This window comes from Halomicrobium sp. HArcel3 (genome assembly GCF_058933135.1).
In genome coordinates, this window is the sequence record NZ_JBZYDN010000007.1 from 59,683 (window position 1) to 81,500 (window position 21,818).

Below are 21,818 nucleotides of genomic sequence, written 5' to 3' on the forward strand. Positions count from 1 at the left end.
CGAGGGCGTCGAACGGTCGTCGAGTGGGGTCTGACAGTGCATGGTTACTCCTGACGGACGATGATGTCGCCCTCCGTGACGAACTTCGCGACGGCGACCGTCGAGAGGAAGCCGATGACCGCGAGCACGAGACTCACCGTCACGAACAGGCCGCGGCCGGTCCGGAGCGCGAACAGGACGGCGATGGCGACGACGTTGGTCGCGATGGCGTCGAGGCCGACGACCCGGTCGGGGACGGTCGGTCCGCGGACGACCCGGTAACCACAGAGGAGGCTCAGAAGCGTCACGAGGACGATGGCGACGTCTGCGGCGGTGGTCACCAGTCCGCTCTCAGCGACCATCGGTCTCACCTCCGTATTCAGCGTGCTCGTCCGGATCTGCGGGCTGGGCGTCCGGCCCGCCGCCGGCCTGTTCGAGGACCGGGTGGGTCTGGTCCGGCGGGTAGACGGCGAAGTCAGGCGCGGGGTCGCCGGGCGACAGTTCCTCGTCGAAAATCCGGAGGGCGTAGTCCTCCCAGTTTCTGATGGGCCGAACGATCGCCTCGGGGTCGCGGCCGTCGATGACGTGGACGTACAGCGCGTTCTCCGCCTCGTCGTAGTCAAGCGTTATCGTCCCGGGCGTGATGGTGATGCTGTTGGCGATAGTGGTCACACCGAGGTCTGTCCGGACCCGGAGCGGGATGAGGATGACCTCCGGTTCGATGGGCTGGGACGGCGCGAGGACGCGGTACGTGACGTCGATGTTACCGACGACGACCTCTCTGGTGAACAGGCTTACGTACAGGAACGCGTACGGGATCGACCGCAGCGTCCGCCGGAGGTCGATCCCCTCGCTGTACAGCCGCCTGAACACGAACGCGATGGGCATTCCGACGACCAGGCCGAAGAGGAACTGCCCGAGCATCGGGTCCGGCGAGAGGGGGACGCCCCGGACGAACACCCAGAGGACGCCGAACAGCACGCCGGCGACCGGCCAGCGCCGCGTCACGCCGCCCCACCTCCGTCGGGGAAGACGACCTCGACGTAGTCGCCGCGCTCCGTCGCGGCCGTGGCGGCCGTCTCGGCGAAGCGGTACACCGGGTCGAACCCGACGCCGACGGCGACGACGACCGCCGCGAGCGCGACGAGGACGGCCAGCTGTCTCCCGTCGACGACCGAGCCGTCGACGGCTGGCGTCTCGGCGCCCCAGAAACAGCCCGTCCAGGTCCGGGTCGTGTAGACGATGGTGAGCAGCGCGCCTGCCAGCAGCGAGAGGAAGACGGCGAAGGGAGCCCAGCCCGGCGCCGCCGCGTACCACCGGATCGAGACGTCGAAGACGAAGAACTTCCCGAAGAAGCCGGCCAGCGGCGGGAGCCCCACGAGCGACAGGATGCCGACGAAGAACGCGCCGGCGAGCACGGGCGATCGTCCAGCGAGTCCACCGACGTCTCGCACGCGGTTCGTCCCGGTCGCGTCGGAGACGGCGGCGGCCGACAGGAAGAGCAGGCTCTTGGCCAGCGAGTGGTGGAGGGCGTACACGAGCGCGGCGACGAGGGCTATCTGCCGGAGTTGACCGGTACTGGCGGCCGCGATCGCGACGGGAACGACGATGAAGCCCACCTGTCCCACGCTCGAGTACGCGAAGGTTCCTTCCAGGGTGTCCCTGGAGACGGCGCCGAGGCCGCCGACGACGATGCTCGCGACGCCCATCGCGGCGAGCACCGGCGCCAGGAACGAAAGCGGCGAGTCGCCCGCGACGCCGAGGACGTCGACCGGAATCGCGGCGCCCGCCAGCACGGTGAAGTAGAGGCGGACGATGGCGTAGACGCCGACCTTCTTGGTCACACCGGCGAGCATCGCCGTCACCGGCAGCGGCGCGGTGGTGTACGCGGCGGGGACCCAGAACTGGAAGGGGACCAGGCCGGCCTTGAGCGCGAAGACGACCAGCAGGAGCGCCGAGAGCCCGACGACCGGCGCCGGGTCGATGCCGGAGGCCGCGGGGTCGGCGAGTCTGCGCGCCATGTCGGCCATGTTGAGCGTCCCCGTCACCGCGTACAGGCCGCCGATGCCGAGCAGCATCAACGCGCTGCCGACGACGTTGAGGACGAGGTACCGGACGGCCGCCGCGGTGTGGCGAGCGCCGCCGTAGAAGGCGACGAACACGTAGCTGGCCATCAGCATCACCTCGAACCAGACGAAGAGGTTGAACAGGTCGCCGGTGAGGAACGCGCCGGTGACACCCAGGAGGAGGCAGTGAAAGAGCGGGTGGTAGTACACCCGCTGGTTGTCCCGCTCGACGAAGACGACGGAGAACGTTATCGACGCGAGCCCCACGACGGCGGCGACGACGAGCATGAACGCCGAGAGCCCGTCCAGGACGAGCGTGATGCCGAACGGTGCCGGGTGGCCGCCGAGCTGGTAGGCCGCCGCGCCGGGTGCGTCCGGACCGAGCACGAGCCGCCACACCGCAGTCGCCACGGTCCCGGCGTAGACGGCGCCCGTCGCGGCGCTCGTCGCGCGCTGGACCCGCGGCCACCGAGAGACCAGGAACGCCAGGACGACGCTGGCGATGGCGACCACGACCGGCGCGACGACGAGGAAACTCATCCCTCTTCACCCCACTCCGCGACGTCGATGGACCCGTTCTCCTCGTAGGCGCGGAACGAGAGCGCCAGCGCCAGCGCCGTTGTCCCGAAGCTGATGACGATGGCCGTCAGCACGAGCGCCTGGACGACCGGGTCGGCCGTCTGTGACACCTCGCTCCCGTGGCCTTCGAGGACCGGGACCAGGTCGTGGGTCGGGGCCTGGACCCCGCCCATCGCGATGAGGTAGACGTTCGCCGCCTGGGTGATGACCGCGATGCCCCAGACGACCCGGACCAGATTGCGGCGCAACAGGAGGAACGTGCCGACGGCGAACAGCCCGCCGACGACGGCGGCCAGCGCGACGCTCATTCCGCACCCACCACCGAGAGTATCGTGAGGAGCCCGCCGACCACGACGAGGTAGACCCCCAGGTCGAACACCAGCGCGCTCGCGAGTTCGACCTCGTGGTAGATTGGGACGTCGTGGAGGATGACGTAGTCCTGGGCCAGAAACGACCCGCCGAGTAGCAGGCCGGCGAGACCGCTCCCGACGACGATAGTGAGCCCGAGCACGAACGTCCGCCTGTAGGCGGTGACCGAGCGGTGTTCGAAGATACCGGTCCCCGGGTCGACCTCGCGGTCGAGGACACCGGCCTCGAGGTAGTCCAGCCCGTAGGCGACGTAGACGAGGACGAACGCGGTCGTCGTCAGCACGCCGCCGATGAATCCGCCACCGGGCAGGTTGTGGCCCTGGAAGAACAGCGAGACCGCCAGCACCAGGATGATCGGGACCGCGATCCGCGCCGTCGTCTTCATGATCGTCGTCGTCACTGCGTCTCACCCCGCGTCCGCATCGTCACCAGCACGAGGACCGAGACGGCCGCGATGGTGATCACGACGAGTTCCCCCATCGTGTCGAAGCCGCGGAAGTCCACGAGGACGACGTTGACGACGTTCGTCCCGCCGCCCTCCGGGACGGCCTCCGTCGCGTAGTAGCGCGCCAGCTCCGTCGGATCTGCCGCCGGGTCCGGGCTGACGAGCAGCGTCGAGACGAAGGCCATCACGCCGACGACGAGCGAGAGGACCACGTCGCGACCGACGACGAACCGGTCGAGGTCCGCGTAGAACTCCGGCAGTCGCTGGAGGACGAGCAGGAAGATCAACAGGACGAGCGTCTCGACGACGAGCTGGGTCAGCGCCAGGTCCGGAGCGCTCGCGACGATGTAGAAGATCGCCAGCACGAATCCCAGGATGGAGAGGGTGAGCACGCCCGCGACGTGCGAGGGCGCCGTGGGAACGGCGAACCCGGCGAGCAGCGCGATCAACAGGACGAGCGCGACGATCAGTGGAACGCCGAGGCCGTCGACGGCGGGGACACTGGCACTGGTCGCGACGTAACCCGCGAGGACGAGGACGCTCACCGTCGCGAGTCCCCAGACGACGTACGTCCTGAGGACGCCGGTGTGGACGAGCGGACCGACTCGCGCGCCAGCGCGTTCGGTTTCGGAGAGCGCACGGTCGTACCAGCCGCTCGGCCTGATCAGCACCGTCGAGTCACGGACCGTCTCGATAGCGCGCGCGACGCGGTCCGTGACCGGGTACGCGGCGACGCCACCGACGATGGCGACGCCGGACATCAGGAGCGGTGGCGTGACGTGTTTCGGCGGGAAGTGGACGCTGAATTCCGGCTGCCCGCGGGCAGTGGCGTCGACGGCGCCCTGGACGATCAGGTCGACGGCGAACTGCGGGACGGCGCTGACGACCAGCACGCCGAGGGCGAGCACTGCGGGCGGGACCACGAGCGCTGTGGGCGGTCGCGGGACAGTCTTCTGGGGCGCGCGGCGCTCGCCGAAGAAGACGGCGAGGAACTTGAGCGAGTACAGGACGGTGAAGATACTCGCGACGGTGGCCACTGCCGGATAGAGCCACGCCAGTCCCCCCGCCTCGTGGGCGAACTCGTAGGCCGCCTCGAAGAGGAGCTCCTTGGAGTAGAAGCCGTTGAAGGGCGGAATCCCGGCCATACTGAGTCCCGCGACGACCGAGATCGCGGCCGTCACCGGGAGTTCTCGCCGGAGGCCGCTCATGTTGTCGAGACTGCGCGAGCCTGCCTCGTGAGCCAGGATGCCGGCGACGAGGAACAGCGGCGCCTTGAACAGCGCGTGGTTGAGCAAGTGGAACGCGCCGGCTTCGCCGCCAGCGACGGCACCGAACCCGAAGCCAGCGACCATCAGACCGAGGTGGCTCGCGGTGGAGTAGGCGAGTAGTTCCTTCGTGCCCGTCGAGGCGACGGCGAGCAACGCACCGACCGTCATCGTCACCAGCCCGAGCGTCGCGAACAGTAGCGTCCACTCCGGCCCGCTCAGGAGCGGACGGAGTCGGCCGACGAAGTAGACGCCGACCTTCACCATCGTCGCGGAGTGGAGGAACGCAGAGACGGGCGTCGGCGCGACCATCGCGTTGGGGAGCCAGAAGTGCAGCGGGACCTGAGCGGACTTGGCAGCGGCCGCGATAGCGATCAGGACCAGTGCGGGGACGAACAGCCCCTGGTCGCGCAGGGCGCTTCGCATCGCCTCGTCGTTGGCGAGCATCGTCGCCAGGTCGAAGGTGGCCGTGCCGAGCGCCTGTCGCGCCGCGAGGGAGAGGACGAGCAGGCCGGCGAGCAGGCAGAGCCCGCCGCCGACGGTGACGAGCATCGCCATTCGGGCGGCGTATCGCGACTCGCCGTCGGTCGTGTGGTGACCGATGAGGACGAACGAGGCGAGGCTCGTCAGCTCCCAGAAGAGGAAGACGACGACCAGATCCGCGGCCAGCGCGACGCCGAGGATGGAACCCATGAACGCGAGCAGGGCGGCGTAGTACCGCTGCAAGTTGTGACCACCGTGCATGTACGCCGCCGAGTAGGTGAAGACGAGCACGCCGATACCGCTGGCCAGGAGTGCGAACAGGAGCGCCCAGCCGTCGACGGTGAATCGCAGTGCGACGCCGAGCGAGGGTATCCACGGGGCGGCGACCGTGCCGTACTCCCCGAGTTGCGTCGCGAGCAGGCCGAAGCTCACGAGCGCGAGCGCGGCGGCCGCGTACCCCGTCCGCTCGCCGAACCACCGGTAGATCAGTGGCGTGGCTGCAGCACCGACGAACGGGAGGGCGATCGCCGTCGTCACCACCGACAGTTCCGGACTCATCTGAGTGAACTACCGCAGGGGTTTCGATCGCAGGCAGTTTCCACCTCGAGGGCGCTCAGGCCGCCTGTCCTCGGGGGCAGGTCGCTATCGCCGTCGGCGTGAGCGAACGCTGATTGTATGCGTATTGAGGGTTCCAGGGTTGAATAACTGCTGCAATCGGCGGTGTGGCCCGGTAACCGACTCGACAGAGCAGGTCACCGGTGCAAAGTGGCCGGGCTTTTATCCCGGCGCGCCCTCGGACGACGTAATGACCGAGACGCACGTCGTGGCCCTCTGTGGGAGCCTCCGCGACGACAGCCACACGCGAAAGGCGCTCCGGATCGCCCTCGACGCGGCCGAGGAACTCGGCGCGACGACCAAGTTACTGGATCTCCGCGAGTGGGACCTGCCGGTGCTCGACCCCGACGACGAGGACGCCGGCGACGGCGAGGCGTTCCGCGAAGCGGTGCAGGCGGCCGACTCCATCCTCCTCGGGACGCCGGTGTACCACGGCTCTTACTCCGCGCCGCTGAAGAACGCGCTGGACTACTGCGGCTTCGACGAGTTCGAGAAGAAGACCGTCGGCCTGCTGTGCGTCGCGGGCGGGAGCTTCCCCATCACCGCGCTCGACCACCTCCGGTCGGTGTGCCGTTCGCTGGACTGCTGGGTCATCCCCCACCAGGCCGCCATTCCGCGCGCGAGCAGCGCCTTCCGCGGCGAGGAACTGGTCGACGACTCGGTCCGGCGGCGCGTCACCACGCTCGGCGAGGAGGCGGTCCAGTACGCCGGAATCACCCCCGATCCGGCGAGCATGGAGAGCGAGGAGAACGTCGGTGCGGACGACTGACCCCGGAGGGACGGACACACTATGACACAGTGGATCGAGGACCCGACGGGCGGACGCGACCGCGGACCGACGGCGCTCGCGCGCGCGTGGTTCGAAGTACTGACCCGGCCACGACGCTTCTTCGAGCGCGGCGTCGCCCCCGGCGACCAGGCGCCCGGCCTCGTGTTCGCCTCGGTCGTCGTCCTCGTTGAGGAGGCCAGCCGGTTCGCCGTCGTCGATCTCGCCGCCCGGGGCGCCCTCTCGACGGGTCCGTTTCCGTACCCCCTCATCGGCGACCTGGGACCGCTGGAGTCCCTGCTCGCGCTACTGGCCGTCGTCGTCTTCGTCGCGCCGGCGGTGTTGCACCTGACGGCCGCCCTCCAGACGCTCTTGCTCGCGCCGTTCGCGCCCGACCGGGGTGGCGTGAGCCAGACGGTCCAGGTCATCGCGTACGCCACCGCGCCGTGCGTGCTCGCGGGCCTGCCGTTCCCGGAACTGCGGATCGCCTGTGCGCTCTGGGGCAGCGTGCTGTACGTCGTCGGGACGAGCGTGATCCACGACCTCTCGGTTCCCAGGGCCGCACTGCTCGGGGCCGTCCCCGCGTTGCTCGTGTTCGGCTACGCCTTCCGCGGCGTCGCCGCCGTGCAGATGCTGATCTGAGCGGTTCTCCAGCGGCGTCGCCCCTGTTCTCTGTTTCCCCGACGGCCAGCTTTACGGTCGCCCCACGCGCAATCGATACCATGCTCACGCTCGACCTCGACGACTTCATGTTCGAACTCAAGGACGGCGCGATCAAGCACGTCGGCCCCTCGAACCGCACGGCGACGGCGAAACTCTACGACGTCGAGGGCGTCGACGTCCGCGAGTACGGCGACAAGCGGGTGAAGATCGGCTTCACCGACGAGGACGGGTCGGAGATCGAGGTGGCCCTCTTTCCCGAGCAAGCCCGGGAGATCGCCCGCGGCGTGGAGATGCTGGAGGAGGACAGTCCCGTTTTCGAGTGACAGGGGCGATATTCGAGTGACGGAACGGGGATCCCGGCGTCGAATTCGGGCCGAACTTCCCCGCGCCGGCCTCGCGGAGATTCGACAACCGTTTTAGTGGCGGCATTCTTTCACCGTGCAATGGGTTCGTGTATCATCTGCGGCACGTCTGTCGACGGTCACATTTGCGACCTTCACCAGGAAGACGTGCTGTTCGAGTTCCGCGGCGACCACCCGAATCAACTGACCAACAACCGCTACTATCGCGGCTCCGTAGACGGCTTCGCCGAGTTCGGCGTCTTCGTCGACATCGGTGACAGCGTCACCGGCCTGCTTCACCGGAGCGAACTGGACCGCCGCCTGGACTCCCTCGACTGGGAGCCGGGCGACGAGGTGTTCGTGAAGGTCAAGAACGTGCGCGACAACGGCAACATCGACCTGGGCTGGTCGATCCGACAGGAGGACCGCGAGTTCCGCGGCGTCCTCGTCGACGACCCCGAGTTCGACCACGCCCGTCTCGCCGACGAGGTGGACGGAGCGGGAAACGGGAGTGAGGCGGCTGGCACGGACGCGTCGGAGGACGACGCCAGCCAGGTAACGGTCACCCAGTCGTCTCCCCCCGAGCAGTCCGAGCGCGACGACTCCCGACAGGGGTCGACTGACGCGGACGAATCCGGTCAGACCGTTTCGACCGGCGCGGCCGACGTCGAGAACGGCGCGGTCGGCGACACCGACGACGAGCGCGTGGAACAGGCCGCGAGCGCCATCGCTGAGACCAGTACCGGCGACGCCGCGAGCGAAGGTGCCAGTTCAGCCGACGACCGGGACGGCTCCGACGCCGCCGAGTCCGCGACGGCCGGCGGCGCCGTCGTCCAGGAGCGCGAGTACGAACGCGTCCAGATCGGCGACCTCGAGGACAGCGTCGGCGACGACGTCCGCCTCGAGGGCGAGGTGACCAACGTGCGCCAGACGAGCGGCCCGACGGTGTTCGAGGTCCGCGACGAGACGGGGACGGTCGACTGCGCCGCTTTCGTCGAGGCCGGCGTCCGCGCCTATCCCGAAGTCGAGGAAGCCGACGTCGTCCGCCTCGACGGCGAGGTCCGGGACCGCCGCGGCGAACTGCAGGTCGAGACCGAATCGCTCGAGGCGCTCGAAGCCGACGAGCGCGAGACGGTCGAGGAGCGGATGGCCGACGCACTCGACGCGCGGGCCCGGCCCGACGCCGTCGACCCGCTGGCAGACGACACGGCCATCGAGGGACTGAGCGACAGTCTCGTCGAGGCCGCGACCGCCATCCGGAAGGCCGTCATCACCGACCGCCCGGTCATCGTCCGCCACTCCGCGACGGCCGACGGCTACGTCGCCGGCGTCGCCATCGAGCGCGCGACCCTGCCCCTCGTCCGCGAGGAGCACCGCCGCGCCGACGCCGAGTACCACTACTTCGACCGGCGACCCCTGGAGGGCGGCGTCTACGACATGGACGACGCCACCAAGGACGCCACCCAGATGCTGGAGAACCGCGAGCGCCACGACGAGAAGGTGCCGCTGTTCGTCTTCGTCGCCGCCGGCGGCACCCGTGAAAGCCTCGACGGCTTCGAACTGCTGGACGTCTACGGCGCGCCGCGGGTCGTCCTCGACGACGCCGACGCGGACGACGAGGTCGTCGACTCCGTCGACACCATCCTCAGCCCAGCGCTGTCGGACTCGCCGGAGACCACCGCGACGGCGCTGGCCGCCAACGTCGCCGCCCACGTCAACGAGGACGTGCGCTCCGACCTGGAGCACCTCCCCGCGGTGAGCTTCTGGGACGACACGCCCGAGGCCTACCTCGACGCCGCGGCCGATGCGGGCTACGACGCGGACGCCGTCCGTCAGCTCCGCGAGGCCGTCGCGCTGGAGGCGTTCTACCAGTCCTACGAGGACAAGCGCGAACTCGTCATCGACCTGCTGTTCGGCGACGACGAGACGGACGTCGGCGGCCTCGCCGCCAACATCGCCGAGCAGTTCCGGACGAAACTCGACACCGAAGTCGAGACGGCCAGCGCGAACCTCGACGTGGACGAGGTGGGCGACACCTCCGTCGCCATCCTCGACACGGCGGCGTTCACCCACGGCTACGACTTCCCGCCGTCGACGCTCCTGCTCGACGAACTGTACCGTCAGCAGGACGACGACGTCGACGTCCTCGTCGGCCTCGACACGGACACGCTGTACGTTCGCACCGACGACCACGTCGACGTCCACCAGGTCGCCTGGGACGTCGCCGAGCGCGTCCCCGACGCGGGCGTGAGCGCCCGGAGCGCGCGCGAGCAGAGCATCCGCTTCCTCGCGGGCGAGCGCGACGACGTGCTCGACGCGACGCTCGACGTCGTCGCCAGCGAGCAGTAACGGGCCACCTTCCTCCGCTTCGCTTCGCACGCCAGTGGCGACGCTCCCGGTCGCGGACGGGAGTGAACGGTTCCCAGCCCGGGGAATGATTCAAGAGGTCCTGCCCGGTACCGTCTCGGCATGTCAGACGACCAGCTAGTGGACGAGGACGACCTGGAGTGGGACGACGTGGAACACGGCGACCACGAGTTCCGTCGGAAGCAACTCGGGGCGGCGACTGCCGGCGACGAACTCGGCTGTAGTCTGTACGAGCTACCCGAGGGCAAGCAGGACTGGCTCCGCCACTACCACGAGGGAAACGCGGAGGCCGTCTTCGTCCTCTCCGGGACGGGGACTATCGCTCTCGGGCCCGACGCCGAGGTACACGACCTCTCGGCCGGCGACTTCGTCGCACTCCCGCGCGGCGAAGCGGGAACCCACGCCATCGAGGGGGGCGAAGGCGGGCTGCGCTACCTGATGGTCTCGACGATGAACGAGCCCGATATTACGGTGTATCCTGACGACGACAAAGTCGGGCTGTACGCCGGGAGTGCTCCGGGCGGCGACAGGGACGAACGGACGCTGTCGACCTACCTGGACCGCGACGCCGAGGTTCCCTACTGGGACGAGGCGTGATCAGTCGTCCGTGACGCGTCTGAGCCCCTTCCTGAGGCCATAGACGCCCATCTCCGCCGTGTAGCAGAAGACGCAGCCACGGAAGGGTGGCTTCGAGAGGTCGTCGTCCGCTTCGGTCTCGGCTGCCATACCCGTGATTCGTCGTTCCCCGCTATTCAGACTCACGGCCGTGCGCACCGCGAACACGACCGTTACTCCGTTGAGCGCGCCAGACTCCGCCCGCGACCGAGCGTGTGTGACCGCTAGCCCTCCGCACCGTCCGCGACGCTGGCCGGCACTTGCGGCGACTCGATGTCCGCGGCCGCGAACGCAGCGAGGACGCGTTCGGAGACGTCAGACTCGAAGCGCAACTGGTTGCGCAGGTCGTTGACGTAGGCCCGCCCCTCGACCATCCGGTAGTGGAGTTCGTCCGAGACGAACACTTCCACCGGCGCCGCATCCGAGACGTAGACGTACTGCGAACTGAGCAGGGCCTCCTCGACGATGTCTCGCGCCCGGTTCGCGTCGGAACCGGGGTCGACCTGGAACGTCACCGTGACGAGCATCTCGGCGTTGCCGTCGTTCGCGTTGGCGATCGCCTCGTTGAAAAACAGGTAGTTGGGGACGGTGACCATCGTGTCGTCGAGCGTGAACAGCTTCGTCGAGCGAATGCCGATGTCGACGACCTCACCGTAGTGGGTGCCGATAGTCACCATATCGCCGATCTGGTAGGGCTGCTCGGTGACGAGCACGAGGCCGCCGACGACGTCCGCGAACAGGTCCTTCAGGCCGAGGCCGACGGCGACGCCCAGGACGCCGGAGAAAGCCACCAGCTGTGCGGTCGTGAGTTTGAACAGGAGGGTAGCCGTGACGTACAACGCACCGCCGTAGATGACGAACTTGACGATCGGTATCAAAAGCGTGACCCGGAACCGCTGAGCGAGGAACCGGTCGGCGATGCGCGTGAGCGCGCCGCTGACTGTCCGCCCGGCCACGTATGCGCCGACCAGTACGAGGAGGGCCTGGACGACGACAGCGGGGTCGAGCGAGAACCCGTCGGTGACGGTCTGGAGGAGCGTCACCACAGTAACTGCCTCCCTTCGAGGTGCTCCTTCGCCGCCCGCCAGTGAGTGGGTGCCACGCGCGCCCACTCGCCGTCGACGGCAACGAGTCCCGACTCGGCGAGCGTCTGGAGCGCCTTGTCGACCTGGACGGTCGGTCGGATCTGGTCGAGGGTCTGGCGTCGGATCCGGTCGTTCGACACGACCAGTTCGAGGACGAAGGCCGCGTCGTCGTCCAGCGAGAACTGCGGATCGTACTCCGCGACGAATCCCGGTGCTACCTGACCGTCGCGGACGCTCTCGTCCCAGCAGGCCGTCGCGACGCCGGGATTCCCGCCCGCGACCTGGACCAGTTTCTGGAACACGACCGCCTCCACGTCGCCCACGGTCTCCGTCGCGTCACGGGACAGAAAGTACTCCGTGTTGAGGTTCGGCATCGGCACCGTCACCTCGCGACTGCCCAGCGGGGACACCGTCGCGCGGTCGAACGAGACGGTCTTGACCCGGCCGTCGGCAGACGTCTGGACGAACTCGGGAAGCGGGCCGTCGTGGTGGGCCTCGACGATCCTCGCGAGGTCGACGGCGTCGATCGGCGGGAGGTGGACCACGCGGTCGAACGATTGCGAGACGTCCCTGACCGCGTCCAGGTACGACCACGCGGCCGCGTTCCACGACGTGACCACCGTCGGCGACGAGAGTGCGATCGCTTCGAGGAACCCTTCCAGGCAGCCGAACCCGCCGACCTCCCGCGAGAACAGGTAGTGACAGTTCTCGACGACGACGGCGTCGCCGGCGTCCCGGCTCGCGAGCTCGGGTAGCTCTTCCCCGCTGGCCACGCCCTCGAGGGCGACGCGGGTCGGGTCATCGAGTCGGGTCACGACGTGGTCGACCAGCAGGTCCCGGCCAGCGTACGGGTCCGAGACGACCGCGAGGTTCGGCCCACGGTCCCGGTCGGCGACTGAAACGGTCTCGGCGACGGCGTCGAACTGGACCGCGAAGCCAGTGTCGCGGAGTTGCTCCGGTGTGACGTCCACGTTCGGTGACTCCTTGCCGGGCTGTATGCAGGAGCGTACAAGTTTGTTTCCCAGTCACTTCGGATTGATTCGACCTTACGGTGAGTGGCGAACGTATTCCTCCGTCGGGGACTCGCTCCGTCACTGTCGGACGAGACGGACCTGATCGTGGGGCGCCTTCCGCCGCCATATAGCGGAGTTAATTTAAGCGATCGGGGATAAGTGAAGGACTGTAGATGGTGCGACCGCGAACCGGAGACGCCGACAGTCTCGGTGGGTTCGCTCCGGTCCTCCTCGTCAATCTCCTTCCCGTCGCGGGCGTCCTCTGGTTCGGGTGGGATCTGTCGACGCTGTACCTGTTCTACTGGGTCGACCTGCTTGGGCTGCTGTGCGTCTACGCCGGGTGTGCCCTGTTCACCCAGGGTGAGATAGTCACCCGGGACCGGCGCGTACAACTGCCTGGTGTCGGCGAAGACGGCTTCGTCGGTGAGGGATGGCTCGACGGAATCCGGCCCATCACCCTCCACGGGCGGCTACCCCCAGTGTATCCGCGAAACGTCGGCGTCGTCGCGGCGTCGTTTTCGTTCGGCCTGATCTCTCTCACCGTCGGCTACGCCCTCCTCGACACCGTCCTCGGCGGCGGGCGACCGATGACCCAGCTGGAGTCCCCGATGGTACTCGGGTCGCTGCTGGCGGCCGTCGGCTCGCACATTCACGAGGCTTACGGCAGGTACTTCGAGACGCACCGGTACGAGTCGCTATCACCGCAGACGGTACTCGACGTCCCGCTCCGCGTTTTGACCGTACTGGGGAGTGCCCTCATCGTCTGGACGGTCCTGACGGCGTTCTCGACGTTTTTCGTCGCGGAGGCGGTTTCGAGCGACGCCGCCGAGACTGGGTTTCTGACGATGGCCTACGGCGGCTGGTTCGCGATCAAAATCGGCGGCGAGTGGGGCCGCTTCCAGGCCGCTGAATCTACGGATGCGGCGGGACTCGCATCCATACTCTCCCCGGAGGACCCGCACTCGAACGCGGAGTAAGCCGGTCTTCGAAGGGCCACGCAAGCGACCGTGGACGCGCCTTCCGCAGGAGCGATACCCTTATTCGCGCGAAACGACCATTCACGAGCAACCGAACCGATGAGCACCGAGACGACCGAGCCCACCGAGACGGAGGCGTTCGAGCAGGTCTGTGAGGAACTCGTGAGTCGAATCCTCGCGGGCGACCTCGAACGCGACGACGTCGAGAGCGCGAAGATGGAGGTGTGCTCGGAGTACTCCGCGCCGAAGGTCCCGAAGAACTCGGAGCTGATGGACTACGTTCCGAACGAGCAGCGCGAGGAACTGGAGGAGGTACTCCAGCGCAAGCCCGTCCGGACCGCCTCGGGCGTCTCGCCCATCGCCATCATGACCTCGCCGAAGCGGTGTCCCCACGGCAAGTGTCTCTACTGCCCCGGCGGGCCCGACTCGGAGTTCTCGTCCTCGCAGTCCTACACGGGCCACGAGCCCGCGGCCGCGCGCGGCGAGCAGAACGACTACGACCCCTACGGCCAGGTGACGCTGCGGCTCAACCAGTTGCGACAGATCGGTCACCCCGTCGACAAGGCCGAGTTGATCCTCATGGGCGGAACCATGACCGCTCGCTCGCACGACTACCAGGAGTGGTTCGTCAAGCGCGCGCTGGAGGCGATGAACGCCTTCGACGTCGACGCGCCGCCGGAACCCGCCGAGGGCGTCAGCTTCGCACAGGACCCCGACGAGTACGAGTTCAGCTACCTGGAGGACGTCGTCGCCGAGAACGAGACGGCCGACGTGCGCAACGTGGCGACGACGTTCGAGACCAAGCCCGACTGGTGTGACCCCGAGCAGATCGACCGGATGCTCGATCTGGGTGGAACCAAGGTCGAGGTCGGCGTCCAGACCACATTCGAACGCATCAACCGGGAGATGCACCGCGGCCACGGCACCCAGGACTCCATCGACGCCAACCGCCGCCTGCGCGACTCCGGGTTCAAGGTCGGCTTCCACATGATGCCAGGCCAGCCCGGGATGTCCAAGGAGATGTGCCTGGAGGACTTCCGGCGCATCTTCGATAACGCCGACTGGCGACCCGACTACCTCAAGATATACCCCACCCTCGTCGTCGAGGGCACCGTCACCTACGACTGGTACCGCAAGGACGAGTTCCAGCCCCTGGAGAACGAGGAGGCCGCCGAACTCGTCGCCGAGATCAAGGACATGATCCCCCGCTACACGCGCCTCCAGCGCGTCCAGCGGGACATCCCCGCGGACTTCATCGAGGGCGGCGTCTGGAAGTCCAACCTCCGCCAGCTCGCCCGCCAGCGCATGGACGAGCACGGGTGGACCTGCGACTGCATCCGCTGTCGCGAGGTCGGGATGAACGACGAGGACCCCGAGAAGGTCGAACTCGACGTCATGACCTACGAGTCCGGCGGCGGCACGGAGCACTTCATCTCCTTCGAGGACTTCGAGAAGGACCTCCTCGTGGGCTTCTGCCGGCTCCGGTTCCCCAACGACCCGGTGCGGCGGGAACTCGACGACGCCGCGATCGTCCGGGAACTGCACGTCTACGGGAGTCAGGTGGGAGTCGGGAGCGCAGCGCAGAACGCGGCGGACCAGTCTGGCGACGACGCCGTGGGCCAGCACCAGCATCGCGGCTACGGCCGCCGGCTGCTGGCGAAGGCCGAGGAACTCGCTGCTGACGCCGGCTACTCGAAGCTCGCCGTCATCTCGGGCATCGGCGTGCGCGAGTACTACCGCGAGAAGCTCGGCTATCGCCAGGACGGGCCGTACGTGAGCAAACGGTTGTAACCGGATCTGACGTGCGGGCTCGAACTGTGTGAGGGCCCTCTTTTGGCCCAGATTTTCGGGTCGGGCGGGGCAATCGGTCACGCTGACCCTGCGAACGAGCCCACCACGCCCGTGAGTAGAGAGCGGTGCCCGCAGCCAGCCGCTGGCCGGCAAGGATACCTGATGAAGAAAAAGTGAGACCTGGGCCGCACGTGAGCAAGTAACTATGGGGTAGCGTCGACGACTACGCAGCCGGTTCTATCCGACCGGTCAGGAAACTCACGCCGACCCAGACCATCGTCGCGGCGCCGGCACCGGCCGCGACCCCCCAAGCACGACTCGCGACGCCGCCGTCGAGTGCATGGACGGCGAACGGAGCGAAAGAGACGCCGATGACGACGCACGCCGCACCGACGAGTTGCGGCCGCGCTATCGTTCGGCCGGCCGCGTCTATCGCGCGCCCGATTCCGGCGAGTATGAACAGCACGCCAGCGAGTGCGTCGCCGAGAAACGGAAGGATTCCGATAAAACCGTCTCCGGCGACGAGCGAGACGGCGACCATCACCGCCGAACCTGCGACGATGAACGTCCCTATCGCGGTCTGGCCGGTCGATTCCATCGTTCAGAGTGACAGACGGTTCACACCAGAACCTTTCGGTCCGGGCGGTCCACTACAGCAGACGCGGAGGTTTTCAGCGTGGACACGGTAGACACGTCGCAATGGCACGGAAGTTGGCGGACGGCGTCTGGTACCTGGACCTGGGACTGATCCCGCCGTTCGCCTCCAACTCCTTTCTCGTCGACGACGGGGAGATGGCGACCGACGAGTCCGAGACCGACGGCGACCTGACGCTCGTCGACGTCGGCCTCTGGTGGAACCGCCCCTCAGTCCGTGACGAACTCGCCGACGCGGGCTACGCCGTCGGTGATCTGGACAGAGTTCTGATCACCCACTACGACCTGGACCACGTCGGTGGGCTGAAGCGCCTCCTTCCCGAGTTCGACGGCCCGGTCTACCTCGGCCGGCCGGACTACGACCTCCTCGAGCACGACGCCCACCCCCAGTGGGCCCATCACAAGGGCCTGTTCCACCGCGTGACGCGTCGGCTGTTTCCGCTCCCCGACGAGATGGACGTCCGGCCCGTCGACGACGGCGACCGGGTCGGAAAGTTCACGGTCTACCTGACGCCGGGACACAACCCCGGACATGCCGTCTACGTCCACGACAGCGGCGTCGCGCTGCTCGGCGACCTTGTCTGGGAGGACGACGGTGCGCTCACCCCGCCGTTTTGGCTCGATTCGTACGATATGCGAGAACTACGGGAGAGCATTCGTGACCTCTCTGAGCGATCGGGCCCGTTCGACATCGCGGCGATGGCCCACGGCGAACCGATTCTATCTGGTGGCGACGATGCCTTGCTCGCGCTGGCTGAACGACTGTGACTGGAACCGGGAAGTGGAACCGTCGCCCGCTCGGTGCCGAACCGGAACGCAGCCCGTCGTTCCGATAAAACAAACGCTCGCACGAGATCACGACCGAATCGTGTGGAATACGCTGACCGCGCAGGCGGTCAACTCGTCGAATTCGGTTCCAAATTCGGGAGACGGCGCTACTCTCCTGAAATGTAACTATTACTAAATTATTCTTATTTTCCCGGTCGACGTACCACGAGACGTGTTGGAAATCCATAACTTTCGAGAGACGGGAGGGAGTCCGTAGATGTGCACCCGACTGGTGTATCTCGGACCCGAGGACGTCGTGCTCACCGCTCGGTCGATGGACTGGCACAGCGAGATCGGGACCAACCTCTGGGTATTTCCGGAGGGAATAACGCGAACCGGCAGCGTCGGTCCAGCCTCGATAGAGTGGACCAGCGAGTACGGCAGTGTCATCGCTTCCGCGTACGACATCGCGACGACCGACGGAATGAACGAGGCTGGTCTGGTCGCGAACGTCCTCTGGCTCAGCGAATCCGACTATCCCGAATGGACCGGTGACACGCCCGGATTGTCGATCTCTCTGTGGGCACAGTACGTCCTCGACAACTTCGCAACGGTCGCCCAAGCGGTCGAGAACCACCGCGAAGAGGAGTTCGTCGTCGTCTCCGAGGAAATCCCGGACGAAGGCAGGCTTGCCACCTTGCACCTCTCCATGTCGGACGCCACGGGTGACAGCGCCGTCATCGAGTACGTCGATGGCGAGTTGACGATCCACCACGGCCGAGAGTATCAGGTGATGACGAACTCCCCCGTGTTCGACCAGCAACTCGCACTCGACGAGTACTGGTCGGAGATCGGTGGCACAGTCATGTTACCGGGGACGAATCGCCCGGCAGACCGATTCGCCCGAGCGAGTTTCTACGTGGACGCAATTCCGCAGACGCGAGAGCGCCGAAAAGCGACGGCGAGCGTCTTCGGCGTGATCCGTAACGTCTCCGTCCCGTACGGCATCAGTACACCGGCCGAACCGAATATCTCCTCGACGCGCTGGCGCACGGTCGCCGATCATCGAGACCGACGCTACTACTTCGAGTCGGCGCTTTCGCCGAACGTCTTCTGGTTGGAGCTCGATGGGGTCGACTTCGGCGCGGATTCGGGAGTCCGACGGCTGTCGCTCGGTGAGGATCAGGCGAACGTGTTCGCCGGTGACGTCGCCGACGAATTCGTCGAGACGGAACCGTTCGAGTTTCTCGGCGTTTCCGCACCATCGGGGTGTTCCTAGCCGATCTCGGGTCCTTGCTCTCCCAGGCCGTCGGCGGTCGTTGCCCGCCAGAGCCGTGACGGCCTCGCGCTCGGTAGTGTACCGGCGCGTTCACTGCAACGACGGTGATGAACGGACAGACCTCAGTGGAGCGGCGGGACGAACACATCGCGAGAAGCGGGGCAGTCGCCGAACGTTCGATAGAAGGGGTATTTTAGTGTGACCCGGCCGTCGTCGGGCACATGAGTTCCACGGTGGCCGTCGTCGGCGCCGGAGCGGCGGGCGCCGCCGCGGCGTACGCGTTGCGCGATGCCCCGGTCGACGTGACGGTGTTCGAGAAGAGCGGCGGCGTCTGCGGACGGGCCGCCACCCGTCGGGCCAGCGGCTGTACCTACGAATACGGGGCGAACTACCTGAAGAGCGACGACGAGCGGGTGAGCGAACTCGTCACGGAGGAACTGTCGACCGACGGGCTGGTCGACGTGACCGAGCCGGTGTGGACCTTCGACGACGACGGGAAGGTCAGCGAGGGCGAGGAGACGAACGACCACATGTGGACCTACGAGTCTGGGCTGACGCAACTCGCAAAGCGTCTGTTCGCGGCGACGGACGCAAGCGTCCACCGCCACACGCAGGTCGAGACGCTCGTACGCGACGACGAGACGTGGCGCGTGGTCGACGACGAGGGGGACGACCGCGGGACGTTCGACGCGCTCGTCCTGACGCCGCCAGCGCCACAGACGGCGGACCTGCTCGGGCAAGCGGAGTGGGAGCACGGCGACTGTCGCGACCTCCGGAAGTCCATCGCCCAGGTCCCGTTCCGGACGGTCATCTCGATCGTCCTCCACTACCCCTTCGAACTCGACGTGCCCTACTACGCGCTCGTGAACGAAGGCGAAGGGGAGGGTCACGACGTCGGCTGGGTCGCCCGGGAGGAGTGCAAGACCGGTCACGTCCCCGACGGCGAGAGCCTCTTGCTCGTCCAGATGGCGCCCGACTGGTCGGCCGAGTACTACCACCAGCCGGCACCCTCGATCGTCGACGCCGCGGCGGAGAAGACCGCCTCGCTGCTGGACGACGAGCGCCTCGACACGCCCGACTGGACGGATCACCAGCACTGGCGCTACGCGCTGCCGAACGGCGGGCCGGCCGTGGGCGCGCTCGACGACGCCACCGAGCACGACCTCTTTTTCGCGGGCGACTGGGTCGCGGGCGACGCACGACTCCACGCGGCGGTCCGGAGCGGCCTGGAGACCGGCGACGCGGTCGCGGACCACTTCTGATAGTGGTGGTTGTAAGCCCGTACCGGCGTTCGACGGCACTGGCCACGTCGAACGCCGGTATAAAGTTACAACCACCACTATGAGCCGGGTTCGAAGCGGTTTTGCGTCGCGCACCGTACCACCAACCATGGACCAGAAGCGGGAGCTGACGAGCGTCGACCTCGCGGCGCTGGTCGGCGAGTTGCGACGGTACGAGGGGGCCAAACTCGACAAGGCCTACCTCTACGAGGACGACGAACTCCTCCGCCTGAAGCTGCGGGACTACGACGAGGGGCGGGTCGAACTGCTGATAGAGGTCGGCGAGACGAAGCGCGCCCACGTCGTCGCACAGCAGCACGTCCCCGACGCGCCGGGCCGGCCGCCGAACTTCGCGATGATGCTCCGAAATCGGCTCTCGGGCGCGGACCTCGTCGGCGTCGAACAGTTCGAGTTCGACCGCATCATCCAGTTCCACTTCGAGCGCGAGGACAACTCGACGACCGTCGTCGCGGAACTGTTCGGCGACGGTAACGTCGCCGTGCTGGACGAACACGGCGAGGTCGTCGACTGCCTCGAAACGATCCGGCTCAAGTCCCGGACCGTCGCCCCGGGCGCGACCTACGAGTTCCCGTCGGCGCGGTTCAACCCCCTGACGGTGGACTACGAGGGGTTCGTCGCCCGGCTGAAGCAGTCCGACGCCGACGTGGTGCGGACGCTCGCGACGCAACTCAACTTCGGAGGGCTCTACGGCGAGGAACTCTGCAGTCGGGCCGGCGTCGAGTACAACCAGGCCATCGAGGACACCACCGAGGAGGAGTTCGAGGCGCTGTACGACGCCGTCGACGGGCTCGCGACGCAGTTGCGGGAGTCGGATCTCGACCCGCGAGTCTACTACGAGACGGACGACGAGGACGGCGACGAGGGCGACGCCGACGAGGATAACGACGACGACAGCGGCCGGCGCGTCGACGCGACGCCCATCTCGCTGGAGGAGTACTCCCACCTCCGAAGCGAGGCCTTCGACACGTTCACCGCGGCGCTGGACGACTACTTCTACAACTTCGAGAGCGACGCGGCCGAGAGCGGTGGCGGCGGGCGCGACCGGCCCGACTTCGAGGCGGAGATCAACAAGTACGAGCACATCATCCGCCAGCAGCAGGAGGCCATCGACGACTTCGAGGCCCAGGCAGACGCCGAGCGCGAGAAGGCCGAACTGCTGTACGCTCGCTACGATCTGGTCGCCGAGATCCTCTCGACCGTCCAGGGCGCGCGCGACGAGGACGTCCCGTGGGAGGACATCGAAGCGAAGTTCGAGGCGGGGAAAGAGCAGGGCATCCCCGAAGCCGAGGCCGTCGTCGGCCTCGACGGCAGCGAGGGGACGGTCACCCTCCAGATAGACGACACCCGCGTCACCGTGGACGCGTCGATGGGCGTCGAGAAGAACGCCGACCTGCTCTACCAGGAGGCCAAACGCGTCGAGGGGAAGAAGGAGGGCGCCCAGGCGGCCATCGAGGACACGCGCGAGGACCTGGAGGACGCCAAAGCGCGCCGGGACCGCTGGGAAGCCGAAGACCAGGGGGAGGAGAACGGCGCAGGCGACGGAGACGACGGGGACGAGGAGGCCGAAGACGTCGACTGGCTCGGCATGAACTCCATCCCGGTCCGCCAGACCGAGCAGTGGTACGAGCGGTTCCGCTGGTTCCACACCAGCGACGGCTTCCTCGTCATCGGCGGTCGCAACGCCGACCAGAACGAAGAACTCGTCAAGAAGTACCTCGACAACGGGGACAAGGTGTTCCACGCCCAGGCCCACGGCGGACCGATCACCGTGCTCAAGGCCACCGGGCCGAGCGAGGCGGCGAAGGACGTCGACCTCCCAGATACCAGCCTCGACCAGGCGGCCACGTTCGCCGTCTCCTACTCGTCGGTCTGGAAGGACGGGAAACACGCCGGCGACGTGTACATGGTCGACCCCGACCAGGTGTCGAAGACGCCCGAGAGCGGCGAGTATCTGGAGAAGGGCGGCTTCGCCGTCCGCGGCGACCGCACGTACTTCCGCGACCAGGAGGTGGACGTCTCCGTGGGCATCACCTGCGAGGACGAGACGCAGGTAATCGGTGGCCCGACACCCGCCATCGTTCCCAAGGCCGAGACGACCATCCGGGTCGAACCCGGACAGTTCGCACAGAACGACATCGCCAAGCGCCTCTACCGGGAGTTCAAGACCCGCTTCGCGGACGACTCCTTCGTGCGCAAGGTCGCCAGCCCGGACCGCATCCAGGAATTCCTGCCACCGGGCGGTAGTCGGTCCGTGGAGTGAGCAGGTAGTGGCGGCGACAGAGACGTCGTCACGGCTGGCACCGACCAGCTAGCTTTATCTCCTCACCGTACCTATCACTAGACGTTAATTACTGGTCGGCAGCAGCGCCACCGCGGTCGGTGACGGCCTCCCGGAGT

General features: G+C 67.4%; 21 protein-coding genes. 11 read left to right on the top strand and 10 right to left on the bottom strand.

What is annotated here, in order from left to right:
- Nucleotides 1-44 precede the first annotated feature (44 nt).
- The 6 genes from AC5FRV_RS16215 to mbhE are packed head-to-tail and all read right to left on the bottom strand — an operon-like array spanning nucleotide 45 to nucleotide 5,744.
- Nucleotides 45-341 (bottom strand): monovalent cation/H+ antiporter complex subunit F, encoded by a 297-nt coding sequence (locus AC5FRV_RS16215; protein ID WP_493562130.1) that lies wholly within the window; start codon nucleotides 339-341, stop codon nucleotides 45-47.
- Nucleotides 331-987: a Na+/H+ antiporter subunit E gene (locus tag AC5FRV_RS16220; RefSeq protein WP_493562131.1), complete on the bottom strand. Its 657-nt coding sequence runs from the start codon at nucleotides 985-987 to the stop codon at nucleotides 331-333. The genes AC5FRV_RS16215 and AC5FRV_RS16220 overlap by 11 nt, the downstream gene beginning before the upstream one ends.
- Complete coding sequence (locus tag AC5FRV_RS16225) at nucleotides 984-2,585, bottom strand: complex I subunit 5 family protein (protein WP_493562132.1); 1,602 nt, start codon at nucleotides 2,583-2,585, stop codon at nucleotides 984-986. Before AC5FRV_RS16225 ends, AC5FRV_RS16220 begins: the two co-directional genes overlap by 4 nt.
- Nucleotides 2,582-2,932: a sodium:proton antiporter gene (locus AC5FRV_RS16230; RefSeq protein ID WP_493562133.1), complete on the bottom strand. Its 351-nt coding sequence runs from the start codon at nucleotides 2,930-2,932 to the stop codon at nucleotides 2,582-2,584. The genes AC5FRV_RS16225 and AC5FRV_RS16230 overlap by 4 nt, the downstream gene beginning before the upstream one ends.
- The gene (locus AC5FRV_RS16235; protein ID WP_493562134.1) at nucleotides 2,929-3,393 is read right to left on the bottom strand and encodes an MnhB domain-containing protein; all 465 of its coding nucleotides are present in this window, start codon (nucleotides 3,391-3,393) and stop codon (nucleotides 2,929-2,931) included. The genes AC5FRV_RS16230 and AC5FRV_RS16235 overlap by 4 nt, the downstream gene beginning before the upstream one ends.
- Nucleotides 3,390-5,744, bottom strand: a complete 2,355-nt coding sequence (mbhE, locus tag AC5FRV_RS16240; protein WP_493562135.1) for a hydrogen gas-evolving membrane-bound hydrogenase subunit E — start codon at nucleotides 5,742-5,744, stop codon at nucleotides 3,390-3,392. Before mbhE ends, AC5FRV_RS16235 begins: the two co-directional genes overlap by 4 nt.
- A 247-nt stretch (nucleotides 5,745-5,991) precedes the next feature.
- On the opposite strand from mbhE, the gene AC5FRV_RS16245 reads away from it, so the two are divergent.
- The 5 genes from AC5FRV_RS16245 (at nucleotide 5,992) to AC5FRV_RS16265 (ending at nucleotide 10,535) form a co-directional block, all read left to right on the top strand.
- Nucleotides 5,992-6,570, top strand: coding sequence for an NADPH-dependent FMN reductase (locus AC5FRV_RS16245; protein WP_493562136.1), 579 nt, complete (start codon nucleotides 5,992-5,994; stop codon nucleotides 6,568-6,570).
- A gap of 21 nt (nucleotides 6,571-6,591) precedes the next feature.
- Entirely contained in the window at nucleotides 6,592-7,209 is a 618-nt protein-coding gene (locus AC5FRV_RS16250) for a YIP1 family protein (RefSeq protein WP_493562137.1), read from the top strand.
- An 80-nt stretch (nucleotides 7,210-7,289) separates the two neighbouring features.
- A complete protein-coding gene (locus tag AC5FRV_RS16255; RefSeq protein WP_493562138.1) occupies nucleotides 7,290-7,553 on the top strand; it encodes a hypothetical protein in 264 nt (87 codons plus the stop codon).
- Between the two features lie 120 nt (nucleotides 7,554-7,673).
- Nucleotides 7,674-9,920: an OB-fold nucleic acid binding domain-containing protein gene (locus AC5FRV_RS16260; RefSeq protein WP_493562139.1), complete on the top strand. Its 2,247-nt coding sequence runs from the start codon at nucleotides 7,674-7,676 to the stop codon at nucleotides 9,918-9,920.
- Between the two features lie 120 nt (nucleotides 9,921-10,040).
- The gene (locus AC5FRV_RS16265) at nucleotides 10,041-10,535 is read left to right on the top strand and encodes a cupin domain-containing protein (RefSeq protein ID WP_493562140.1); all 495 of its coding nucleotides are present in this window, start codon (nucleotides 10,041-10,043) and stop codon (nucleotides 10,533-10,535) included.
- Here AC5FRV_RS16265 and AC5FRV_RS16270 read toward each other — a convergent pair whose 3' ends face one another.
- The 3 genes from AC5FRV_RS16270 to AC5FRV_RS16280 form a co-directional block, all read right to left on the bottom strand.
- Nucleotides 10,536-10,664: a hypothetical protein gene (locus AC5FRV_RS16270; RefSeq protein ID WP_493562141.1), complete on the bottom strand. Its 129-nt coding sequence runs from the start codon at nucleotides 10,662-10,664 to the stop codon at nucleotides 10,536-10,538.
- A gap of 113 nt (nucleotides 10,665-10,777) precedes the next feature.
- Nucleotides 10,778-11,599, bottom strand: coding sequence for a mechanosensitive ion channel family protein (locus tag AC5FRV_RS16275; protein WP_493562142.1), 822 nt, complete (start codon nucleotides 11,597-11,599; stop codon nucleotides 10,778-10,780).
- Nucleotides 11,593-12,609, bottom strand: coding sequence for a hypothetical protein (locus tag AC5FRV_RS16280; protein ID WP_493562143.1), 1,017 nt, complete (start codon nucleotides 12,607-12,609; stop codon nucleotides 11,593-11,595). Before AC5FRV_RS16280 ends, AC5FRV_RS16275 begins: the two co-directional genes overlap by 7 nt.
- Before the next feature lie 215 nt (nucleotides 12,610-12,824).
- Here AC5FRV_RS16280 and AC5FRV_RS16285 point away from each other — a divergent pair, with 215 nt between their 5' ends.
- Entirely contained in the window at nucleotides 12,825-13,628 is an 804-nt protein-coding gene (locus AC5FRV_RS16285; RefSeq protein ID WP_493562144.1) for a DUF6498-containing protein, read from the top strand.
- 99 nt (nucleotides 13,629-13,727) lie between these two features.
- Nucleotides 13,728-15,419: a tRNA uridine(34) 5-carboxymethylaminomethyl modification radical SAM/GNAT enzyme Elp3 gene (locus tag AC5FRV_RS16290; RefSeq protein WP_493562145.1), complete on the top strand. Its 1,692-nt coding sequence runs from the start codon at nucleotides 13,728-13,730 to the stop codon at nucleotides 15,417-15,419.
- A 223-nt stretch (nucleotides 15,420-15,642) separates the two neighbouring features.
- Here AC5FRV_RS16290 and AC5FRV_RS16295 read toward each other — a convergent pair whose 3' ends face one another.
- A complete protein-coding gene (locus AC5FRV_RS16295; protein WP_493562146.1) occupies nucleotides 15,643-16,017 on the bottom strand; it encodes a DUF7994 family protein in 375 nt (124 codons plus the stop codon).
- A gap of 101 nt (nucleotides 16,018-16,118) precedes the next feature.
- Between AC5FRV_RS16295 and AC5FRV_RS16300 the strand changes: the two genes are divergently transcribed.
- From AC5FRV_RS16300 to rqcH, 4 genes are all read left to right on the top strand, one after another.
- On the top strand, nucleotides 16,119-16,841 hold the full coding sequence (locus AC5FRV_RS16300; protein WP_493562147.1) for an MBL fold metallo-hydrolase: 723 nt from the start codon (nucleotides 16,119-16,121) through the stop codon (nucleotides 16,839-16,841).
- Between the two features lie 277 nt (nucleotides 16,842-17,118).
- The gene (locus tag AC5FRV_RS16305; RefSeq protein ID WP_493562148.1) at nucleotides 17,119-18,120 is read left to right on the top strand and encodes a linear amide C-N hydrolase; all 1,002 of its coding nucleotides are present in this window, start codon (nucleotides 17,119-17,121) and stop codon (nucleotides 18,118-18,120) included.
- 221 nt (nucleotides 18,121-18,341) lie between these two features.
- Entirely contained in the window at nucleotides 18,342-19,382 is a 1,041-nt protein-coding gene (locus tag AC5FRV_RS16310) for an NAD(P)/FAD-dependent oxidoreductase (protein WP_493562149.1), read from the top strand.
- A 127-nt stretch (nucleotides 19,383-19,509) separates the two neighbouring features.
- Nucleotides 19,510-21,681, top strand: coding sequence for a ribosome rescue protein RqcH (gene rqcH, locus AC5FRV_RS16315; protein WP_493562150.1), 2,172 nt, complete (start codon nucleotides 19,510-19,512; stop codon nucleotides 21,679-21,681).
- Nucleotides 21,682-21,818: the final 137 nt, after the last annotated feature.